Genomic DNA, 8,234 nt, shown 5'->3' with positions numbered 1-8,234 from the left:
GCCCCCCCCCGGGCCCCCCCGGGGCGGCCCGGCGCGGGGGGGGTTGCCCCCGGGAGGGGTCAGCGGACGACGCGGAGCTCGGCGGTGTGGTCGTGCGCGTTCGCGTGGCGCAGGGTGACCGTCGCGGAGCCGATGACGGTCGCAGCCCCCTCGGTGAGGGTCCTGGTCTCGTCGCCGAGCTTGACCTCGGCCGTGGTGTCGGTGATCCGGCCGACGGTCAGCTTGAGGGTCTTGTCGCCACCGAACACCTCGGCGCTGTAGGTGGAGTCGGCGTTCTCGGTCCGGACGGCGACGTCGCAGCTGTTGTCGTCGAGGCAGAGCGAGACGCCGCCCTTGCAGGCGGTGAGCCCGGCGCCGAGGAGCAGGACGGCGCCGGCTGCGAGCGCGGCCGAGCGGACGGCCGGCCCCCGGCGGCGGCCGGGGCTCGGGCGGGACCGGCGGGCGGCCGGGCGGGAGGTCGGGTGACGGTCCTGGCGCGGGGCGGTGGGCGCACTGGTCATGGCTCCGACGGTAGGCGCGCGCCGTCAGCCGCACATCGGCCCCCGGCGGTACCCGGCCCCTGGCCCGTCCCGGACGCCCCCGGCCGCCGATCGGCCCCGCGCCCCGAGGGGTGAACCCTTAGGGGACGGCCGGAGTTGACGGTGCGACCTGCGAGGCCCCGATCCCGGCGACGACGATCGCCAGGCCGCGTTCGAAGCGCTGCTCGAAGTCGCCGAAGAGCTCCCGGCTCGCCGCGGCGGCGAGGGCGTGCTCGGGCTCGATGCCGGCGGCGCGGCAGTCCGGGTCGTAGCCGGGCGCCCGCTCCCCCGGCACCGGGTGGACGGCCTGCTCCTCGATCACGAAGCCGGTGGTGAACGCGTACGCGGTGGTGAAGGCCAGGACGGCGTCGGCGAGTTCGAAGCCCGCCCGGTCGAACACGGCCAGCAGGGCGTGCTGCCGTCCGGCGTGGCCGGAGTCGGTGAGCCGGGTGCCGCTGAAGACCTTGGCGCCGTCCCGGTAGCCGAGCAGCGCGGCGCGCAGGGCGCGGCAGGTGCCGGCGAGCGCCTCCCGCCAGTCGTCCGGGACGGCGGGCGGGCCGGCGGACATCCGGCGGAGCATCTCGGTGGCCATCTCGTCGAGCAGCGCCTGCTTGTTGGCGAAGTGCCAGTACAGCGCGGGGGCCTTGACGTCCAGCTCGGTGGCGATCCGGCGCAGGGTGAGCCCGTCCAGCCCGGTCTCGTCGAGCAGCCGCAGCGCGGTGTCGACCACCTGCGCGCGGTCCAGCTTCGGCGGCATCTCGCGGTTCCCTCCGGGCGGCTGCTGTCGTCCCGGCCCGATGGCCGGCATTGACAATTTAACACCGTTAAGCCGATGCTTCCGGATGTCCGCCACTTAACAACGTTAAGGAGAGTGTGCGATGGCGCACGCCCAGAACCGGAGCGGGACCGGCGTCCCGAGCGAGACCGACGTCCTGATCGTCGGCGCCGGGCCGACCGGGCTGACCCTCGCCTGCGACCTGGCCCGGCGCGGGGTGTCCGCGCTGCTGGTCGAGCAGGCTCCGGCGCTGTTCCCCGGCTCACGCGGCAAGGGCCTCCAGCCCCGCACCCAGGAGGTCTTCGAGGACCTCGGCCTGCTCGCCGCCGTGCACGCCGCCGGCCGCCCCTACCCCCGCATGGTGAACTGGGAGAACGGCGAGCGGCAGGGCGAGTGGGAGCTCGTCGGACGCCCGGAGCCGGACCCGACCGTGCCGTTCCCGGCGGTCTGGATGCTCCCCCAGTGGCGCACCCAGGAACTGCTGCACGACCGGCTGCGCGAGCTCGGCGGCGAGGTCGCCCTCGGTACCGCGCTGAGCGGCCTGGAGCAGCACCCCGACCGGGTCGAGGCCCGGCTGACCGGCCCCGACGGCATCGCGCGCACGGTCGCCGCCCGCTATCTGGTCGCCGCCGACGGCGGCCGCTCCACCGTCCGCAGGGCGGTGGGCATCCCGATGGCGGGCGAGCAGGTCGACCCGCACCCCGCGCTGGTCGCCGATGTCGAGATCGACGGCCTGGACCGCGACAACTGGCACTGCTGGCCGAAGGCCCCCGGCGGCGCGCTGCTGCTCTGCCCGCTCCCGGGCACCACCGCCTTCCAGCTGTTCGCCCGGTTCGACGCGGCCGGGGACGGCGCGACGGGGAATCCCGCGGCGGACGACGGCACCGCGGGCGGCGGCCCGGCGGGCGGTGACCTCGCGGAGCCCGACACCTCGGCCCGGGCCGTGCGGCGGACCGTCGCGACCCGCACCCACCTGCCGGAATCCGCGGTCGGCGCCGTGCACTGGGCGTCCGGCTTCCGGCCGCGCGCGGCGCTGGCCGAACGGTTCCGCGAGGGCCGGGTCTTCCTGGCCGGCGACGCCGCGCACATCCACTCCCCGGCCGGCGGCCAGGGCCTCAACACCAGCGTCCAGGACGCCTACAACCTGGGCTGGAAGCTCGGCCAGGTGCTGCGGCACGGCGCCGACGAGGCACTGCTGGACAGCTACGAGCAGGAGCGCCTGCCCGTCGCCGCCGAGGTGCTGGAGATCTCCACCCGGCTGCACCGCGCGGGCGGGGTCCGGGCCGGCGGGCTGCGGCGCGGCCCGCGCACCGAGCAGCTCGGGCTCGGCTACGAGGACGGCCCGCTGACCGTCGAGGCACGGCCCGGCCTGCCCGAGGACGCGCTGCGGGCCGGCGAGCGCGCACCCGACGCCCCGCTGGACGGCAGCGGGCTGGACGGCGCGCCGGTGGCCGCCGTGGCCGGGCGCCGGCTGTTCGACCTGTTCCGCGGCCCGCACGTCACCGTGCTCGCGATCGGCCGCGCCCTGCCGCGGCTGCCCGCCGGGGTACGCGGGCACCGCGTCGACGGCGGCGTCGCCGAGCGGGCGTACGGGCAGGGCCTGTTCGTCGTCCGGCCGGACGGCTACCTGGGCCTGGCCACCCACGATGCGGCCGACCTGCCGGGCTACCTGGCCCGTCTCGGCCTGCACTGAACGGCGCCCACCCGGGCCGTGGCCCGCCCGGGGCGCGTCCGGGCACATGCCACGGGCTCATGCCACGGCCTCATGCCCCACGGGTATGCCACGCGCGTAGATCAACGGCCGACGAAAAGCCGGGCGTTCAGTCGCCGGCCGTGTCCCACGCCCCGGGCGCGCCCCACAGCGGCGCCGTGCAGCGCTGGTAGGTGGCCTGCCAATGCGGCCAGTGCCGGGCCACCAGGTCGTCGCAGTCGGCGAGCAGCCGCTCGACCACCGCCGGCTCGACGCCGTCCAGCAGCCAGGCGAGCGCGTCCGGGCTGCCCGGCCCGTCGGCCGAGTGCAGCACGTCCAGCAGCTCGGGCAGGCTGCCGACCCGCGAGCTCTCCGCGAAGACCCCCTCCATCCGCGGCAGCAGCTGGCGCTCCTCGACCCGCAGGTGGGTCTCCAGCCGGGCCGCCAGGTCCTCGATGGCGTAGGCCACCGGCCAGACCGAGCCGGTGTCCCGGCTGGCGATCCGGACCAGGGTGGTGACCCGGGTGAACGAGTGGTCGAGGTTGTGGTGATCCGACTCCAGCCAGTTCAGCAGCAGCCTCAGCTCGGGCGCGAACCGGCGCACGATCGGCCAGATCCGGGTGTCCTGCTGCTCGTGGTGGCAGGTCAGCATGGCGGTGACGAAGGTCCAGTGGCGCAGCAGCGCGGCGCCCTTCTCGTCCTCGCCGGGCTGCAGCAGTCGCAGCGCGTTGGGCAGCCTGGCGAGGTCGCGACGGAGCGCGGCGTGCACCAGCCGCAGCCCGGCGAAGCGCATGACCTGCGGTTCCTCGTCGGCGGTGTGCTCGTGCACGGGGCCGCCCTGGGCGGGCACGACCGCCGGGGCCGGGGACGCTACGGGCAGCAGGTGGCTGGGCATGGCACTCTTTTCACGCTCGGGCAAGGGCTTGGCTCGACCTGGCACAACTGGCGGGCCGGCTCTCCCACCACAGTGGTGAGAGGACATCAGAGGCGAATCAATGTCCGATTGACGTGCAGCTCAGCGGCCGTTCGACCGGTTCCGGCGGGCGGCCCGGCGAACGCGACGCAACATTCCGCCGCACCCGCCCCGTGTAACAGGGCGAGGGTGCGCCACCCGTCGCACCGGGGAAGCCGACGAGGAACAGCGAGGCCGGATGTCACCGGATCAGGAGCGGACGTTCGACGAGTTCGTCGCGGGCCGGTACGCCGCGCTGCGCCGCACCGGGTATCTGCTCTGCGGCGACTGGCACCTCGCCGAGGACCTCGTGCAGACCACCCTGGTGAAGCTGTACGCCCGCTGGCCGCGGCTGCGCGAGCCGGAGACGGCGTACGGCTACGCCCGGACGACGCTGGTCCGCGCGTACGTCGACACCCGGCGCCGGCGCGCCTCGCAGGAGGTGACCGCGCCGGACCCCGGCGTCCTCCTGGAGGACGGCCGCAGCGGCGGGCGGCGGACCGGCTCGCAGGCCGACCCGGAGCGGCGGCTGGCGCTGCTGGCGGCACTGGCGCAGGTCAGCCCGGCCTACCGGGCGGTGCTGGTGCTGCGGTTCTGGGAGGACCAGTCGATCGAGTCGACGGCGGCCGCCCTGCGGCAGAGCACCGGCGCGGTGAAGTCCGCGACCAACCGGGGCCTGGCCCAGCTGCGGGCGATCCTCGGCGACTCGGTGCACGAGATCGCCGCGGGCTGACCGGGCACCGCGGGCTGACCGGGCACCGCGGGCTGAAGCGACCACCACGGGCTGACGAGGAGAGGGAGGGCCATGGGCCAGGAGGACCGGGATCTGGGCGCCGAGCGGATGGGCGCGCTGTTCCGCACGGTGTTGGACCAGCAGGAGCCCGCCGTGCCGCCGGTGGGACCGCAGGTGAAGCGGGCCGGCGCCCGGCTGCGGCTGCGGCGGCGGGTGCTGACCGTGACGGCGGCGGCGGTCGCGGTGGCGGCGGTCGCCACGGCCGGGGTCGCGGTGACCGGCCGCTCCGGGCCCGAGGCCCCGGCGGCGGCGCCGACCACCGCCCCGGCCTCCGTGACCACCTCGACCGCCCCGCCCACCCCGACGGTCCCACCCGCTCCGGCCGCCCCGACCGCCCAGACCTCCCAGGAGCTCGTCGCCGAGGACTGGCGGCTCAACGCCGTGGGCCACGCCGAGCTGCTGCGGTTCCTGCGCGAGCACCCGCTGCCGGGCGTCACCGCGGTGGAGGAGGGCGCGAGCTCCCGCGACTTCACGCTGCAGCGCGCGAACGACGGCCGGATCAGGTTCATGCGGGAGTTCAACGGCCCCGCCCACAGCCCCTACGACCGGGAGACGCCCTGCGCCCCGAAGCTTCCGAGCGGCGAGCCGGCGAACCCCTTCGGCACCGACTGTCTCGCCGTGCCGCTCCCCGACGGCGCCCTGGCGTGGGTCCTGCACCCGGTGCACCGCGGGCCGTCGGCGTCCTCCGTCTGGATCTGGCTCGTCACGGCCCAGGGCCGGATGCTGATCCTGAGCCTCGACTCCGCCCCGGTGAACGGCGTCTACACCACCCCGCCGCTGGAGACGGTGCGGGACTTCGCCATGACGCCCGGGTTCGTCCGGGCGGTCGACGAGGGCTGGCGGGACTCGGCGGTCCGCTGAGCCCGCCCGGCCCCCGGGCTCAGTCGCTCTGCGGCCCCGCGAGGTTCTTGCTGAGCCACTGCAGGGTGTCCGGGATCATCTTCTTGAAGTCGCTGGTCAGGTGCTTCCCGCCGGGCTGCTCGTAGTACTCGACGGTGAGCGGCGGCGCGGCCTTCGCGACCCAGGCCTTGACCAGCTTCATCTCGTACGCGTTGCCGCCGCCGGCGGTGGCCAGCATCCGCACGTCGGCCTTGCCCTGGGCGACCAGCAGGTCGGGGCTGTTGGCCTGGCGCTCGGCCTCGTGGCCCTTCCAGAGCGGCGAGTCGGGATTGAAGTAGCCGTCGATCGGGACGGCGGCCTTGAAGGTGTCGGGGTACTGGAGGGCGAGCTTGGCGCTGCAGAACGCGCCGGTGGAGGCGCCCATCAGGCCCCAGCCGTCGCGGCCCTTCACGGTGCGGAAGTTGGCGCGGACGAAGTCGGGGATGTCCTCGGCCATCCAGGTGCCCATCTTCGGCTGGCCCGGGATGTCCGCGCACTCCAGGGCCTTGGCCTCGTTGGAGTCGAGGTTCTGCACCGGCATGATCATGATGAACGGATGCGCCTTGCCCTGCTTGGCGAGGTCGGCGTCGACCTCCTGGATCGGCAGCTGGTTGTCGGTCCAGGTGTTGTAGCCGGCGCTCTGGCCGCCCGCGTACAGGGTGAGCACCGGGAAACCGGTCCTCGCGTACTTGGGGTCGTTGTACTCCGGCGGGAGCCAGACCCAGACCTTGCCGGTGACCCCGGACTTGGGGCCGGTCAGCGTGGTCATCATGATCTGGCCGGCGGCGGTGTCCCTGGCCTTGCCGAACGCGGCCTGCGGGCCGGTCGGCATCAGCACCTTGCCGCTCGGCGCGGGCGGCGTGGTCGCGGGCGGCGCGCCCGTGGCCGCCGTCGGGCTCGAACCCGCGGCCGAACCCGAACCCGCGGCCGGGGACCCGGGCGCGGACGACGACGCCGAGCCCGTCGAGCCACCGGCGCCGCCGGCGACCGCCGCCGCCGCGGTGGCGCCCTTCGCCGCGTCCCCCGACTTCCCCGCGGTCCCGCCGTCCGCGCTCCCGCAGGCCGCCAGCGCGGCGGCCAGGGTGAGGACGGTGGCGCCGGTCAGCACGGCGCGGGAACGGGAGGACTGCGGCTGCACGGTGAGAACTCTCCGACCGGTGTCGCGCCCGCTCCCACGGAGCCGGGCGGTGGCCCCCGGGTGGGGCCGGACAGGCCCGGGGCGCGGCTGTCTGCGAGACCCCCGGGAGGCTGCGCGCCGCCCTCACGAGGGGCGCGCCGCCCTGCGATCTTATGACGTGGACCGCCCCACCCCGGTTGCGCATTGGCCAGCACCGATCCAATGTTTGTTCCCGATCGGGTAAAGCCCGCCGGGCGCCCCTCCCGACCGGCGGGGACCCTCCCCCGCCACTCGGCGGGGCCGGTCCCGGGCTGGCAGCGGGAGTCCGTCGCTGACATCGTTGAGCGGATCGCGCAGTCCGTCCGAGCCCCGCAGTCCCCGGCCGAGGAGCCCGCCATGCTGGAACGCGTCGCCGTCGTCACCGGAGCCGGAAGCGGGATCGGGCGGGCGGTGGCGGTGGAACTCGCCGCCGGGGGGTGGCGGCCGGTGCTCGCCGGGCGGCGGGAGGCGGCGTTGCGGGAGACCGCGCGGCTGAGCGGCGCCGGGGCGGTCGCGGTGCCGACCGACGTCACGGACCCCGGGGCCGTGGACGCGCTGTTCGCGGCCGCCGTGGAACGCTTCGGGCGGGTGGACCTGCTGTTCAACAACGCCGGGGCGTTCGGTCCCGCCGGTACGGTGGACGAACTCGACGTCGACGCGTGGCGGGCGGTGGTCGACGTCAACCTCACCGGCGCCTTCCTCTGCGCCCGCGCCGCGTTCCGGCAGATGCGGGCGCAGCAGCCGCAGGGCGGCCGCATCATCAACAACGGGTCGATCTCCGCGCACGCCCCGCGTCCGCGCTCGGCCGCCTACACCGCGACCAAGCACGCCGTCACCGGGCTGACCAAGTCGCTCTCGCTCGACGGCCGTCCGTACCGGATCGCCTGCGGGCAGATCGACATCGGCAACGCCGCCACCGAGATGACCGCCGCGATGAGCAGCGGCGTGCCCCAGGCGGACGGGCGGGTCGCGGTGGAGCCGACGATGGACGTCGCCGACGTGGCGCGCACGGTGCGGCACATGGCGGAGCTGCCGCTGGAGGCCAATGTGCAGTTCGCGACGGTGATGGCGAGCGCGATGCCGTACATCGGCCGCGGCTGACCCCCCTCCCGGCTGTTGCGCTCGGTGTCCCAGTTGTCGACGAAGGTCCGGGCCCTGGCGGCGGGCAGCAGGCCGCCGCCCCAGCCGGACGCGCTCTTCAGCCAGGTGCCGGAGCCGGACCGGAGCCCGTCAACACCTCGCGCACGCCACCCCGGTGCGCCTCCCGCGCACGACACCCCGCGCACGACACAGGGCCCGGCGGTCGCACCCGCCGGGCCCTGCCCCTGTCTCACCTGGTTTCCGCCGGTTTCACCGGCGCCGGGTCAGCTCGTGGCGATCGAGGTGTCGTCGATGACGAAGCTGGTCTGCAGCGAGGCGTCCTCGGTGCCGGTGAACTTGAGGGTCACCGACTGGCCCGCGTAGGCCGAGA

Annotated in this window: 8 protein-coding genes; 4 read left to right on the top strand and 4 right to left on the bottom strand. The window is 75.3% G+C overall.

What is annotated here, in order from left to right; all coding sequences use genetic code 11:
* Positions 1–59 precede the first annotated feature (59 nt).
* Together ACFXAM_RS36275 and ACFXAM_RS36270 are read right to left on the bottom strand one after the other, a co-directional pair.
* A complete protein-coding gene (locus tag ACFXAM_RS36275; RefSeq protein WP_380297903.1) occupies positions 60–500 on the bottom strand; it encodes a hypothetical protein in 441 nt (146 codons plus the stop codon).
* Positions 501–618: 118 nt separating this feature from the next.
* Positions 619–1,275: a TetR/AcrR family transcriptional regulator C-terminal domain-containing protein gene (locus tag ACFXAM_RS36270; RefSeq protein WP_380297902.1), complete on the bottom strand. Its 657-nt coding sequence runs from the start codon at positions 1,273–1,275 to the stop codon at positions 619–621.
* A gap of 121 nt (positions 1,276–1,396) precedes the next feature.
* Between ACFXAM_RS36270 and ACFXAM_RS36265 the strand changes: the two genes are divergently transcribed.
* Positions 1,397–2,986 carry an FAD-dependent monooxygenase gene (locus tag ACFXAM_RS36265; RefSeq protein ID WP_380297900.1) on the top strand — a complete coding sequence of 530 codons (1,590 nt, stop codon included), beginning with the start codon at positions 1,397–1,399 and terminating at the stop codon, positions 2,984–2,986.
* Positions 2,987–3,113: 127 nt separating this feature from the next.
* Here ACFXAM_RS36265 and ACFXAM_RS36260 read toward each other — a convergent pair whose 3' ends face one another.
* Positions 3,114–3,878 (bottom strand): hemerythrin domain-containing protein, encoded by a 765-nt coding sequence (locus ACFXAM_RS36260; protein ID WP_380297898.1) that lies wholly within the window; start codon positions 3,876–3,878, stop codon positions 3,114–3,116.
* A 256-nt stretch (positions 3,879–4,134) separates the two neighbouring features.
* Here ACFXAM_RS36260 and ACFXAM_RS36255 point away from each other — a divergent pair, with 256 nt between their 5' ends.
* Both ACFXAM_RS36255 and ACFXAM_RS36250 read left to right on the top strand, forming a co-directional pair.
* Positions 4,135–4,668, top strand: coding sequence for a sigma-70 family RNA polymerase sigma factor (locus ACFXAM_RS36255; protein ID WP_380297897.1), 534 nt, complete (start codon positions 4,135–4,137; stop codon positions 4,666–4,668).
* Positions 4,669–4,740: 72 nt separating this feature from the next.
* Positions 4,741–5,589 (top strand): hypothetical protein, encoded by an 849-nt coding sequence (locus tag ACFXAM_RS36250; protein ID WP_380297896.1) that lies wholly within the window; start codon positions 4,741–4,743, stop codon positions 5,587–5,589.
* Between the two features lie 19 nt (positions 5,590–5,608).
* Here ACFXAM_RS36250 and ACFXAM_RS36245 read toward each other — a convergent pair whose 3' ends face one another.
* Positions 5,609–6,745, bottom strand: coding sequence for an alpha/beta hydrolase (locus tag ACFXAM_RS36245; protein WP_380297894.1), 1,137 nt, complete (start codon positions 6,743–6,745; stop codon positions 5,609–5,611).
* Between the two features lie 375 nt (positions 6,746–7,120).
* On the opposite strand from ACFXAM_RS36245, the gene ACFXAM_RS36240 reads away from it, so the two are divergent.
* Positions 7,121–7,864, top strand: coding sequence for an SDR family oxidoreductase (locus ACFXAM_RS36240; RefSeq protein ID WP_380297893.1), 744 nt, complete (start codon positions 7,121–7,123; stop codon positions 7,862–7,864).
* Positions 7,865–8,234 lie beyond the last annotated feature (370 nt).

The sequence above is a fragment of the Kitasatospora sp. NPDC059462 genome (genome assembly GCF_042749955.1).
Taxonomy (GTDB): Bacteria; Actinomycetota; Actinomycetes; order Streptomycetales; family Streptomycetaceae; genus Kitasatospora.
The sequence above is the reverse complement of the archived record's forward strand: the minus strand, read 5'-3'. Positions and strand labels throughout refer to the sequence as shown.

Bases quoted from the DNA above. Each gene is read 5' to 3' on its own strand.
- ACFXAM_RS36275 (WP_380297903.1), bottom strand. From the start codon at position 500: ATGACCAGTGCGCCCACCGCCCCGCGCCAGGACCGTCACCCGACCTCC.
- ACFXAM_RS36270 (WP_380297902.1), bottom strand. From the start codon at position 1,275: ATGCCGCCGAAGCTGGACCGCGCGCAGGTGGTCGACACCGCGCTGCGG.
- ACFXAM_RS36265 (WP_380297900.1), top strand. From the start codon at position 1,397: ATGGCGCACGCCCAGAACCGGAGCGGGACCGGCGTCCCGAGCGAGACC.
- ACFXAM_RS36260 (WP_380297898.1), bottom strand. From the start codon at position 3,878: ATGCCCAGCCACCTGCTGCCCGTAGCGTCCCCGGCCCCGGCGGTCGTG.
- ACFXAM_RS36255 (WP_380297897.1), top strand. From the start codon at position 4,135: ATGTCACCGGATCAGGAGCGGACGTTCGACGAGTTCGTCGCGGGCCGG.
- ACFXAM_RS36250 (WP_380297896.1), top strand. From the start codon at position 4,741: ATGGGCCAGGAGGACCGGGATCTGGGCGCCGAGCGGATGGGCGCGCTG.
- ACFXAM_RS36240 (WP_380297893.1), top strand. From the start codon at position 7,121: ATGCTGGAACGCGTCGCCGTCGTCACCGGAGCCGGAAGCGGGATCGGG.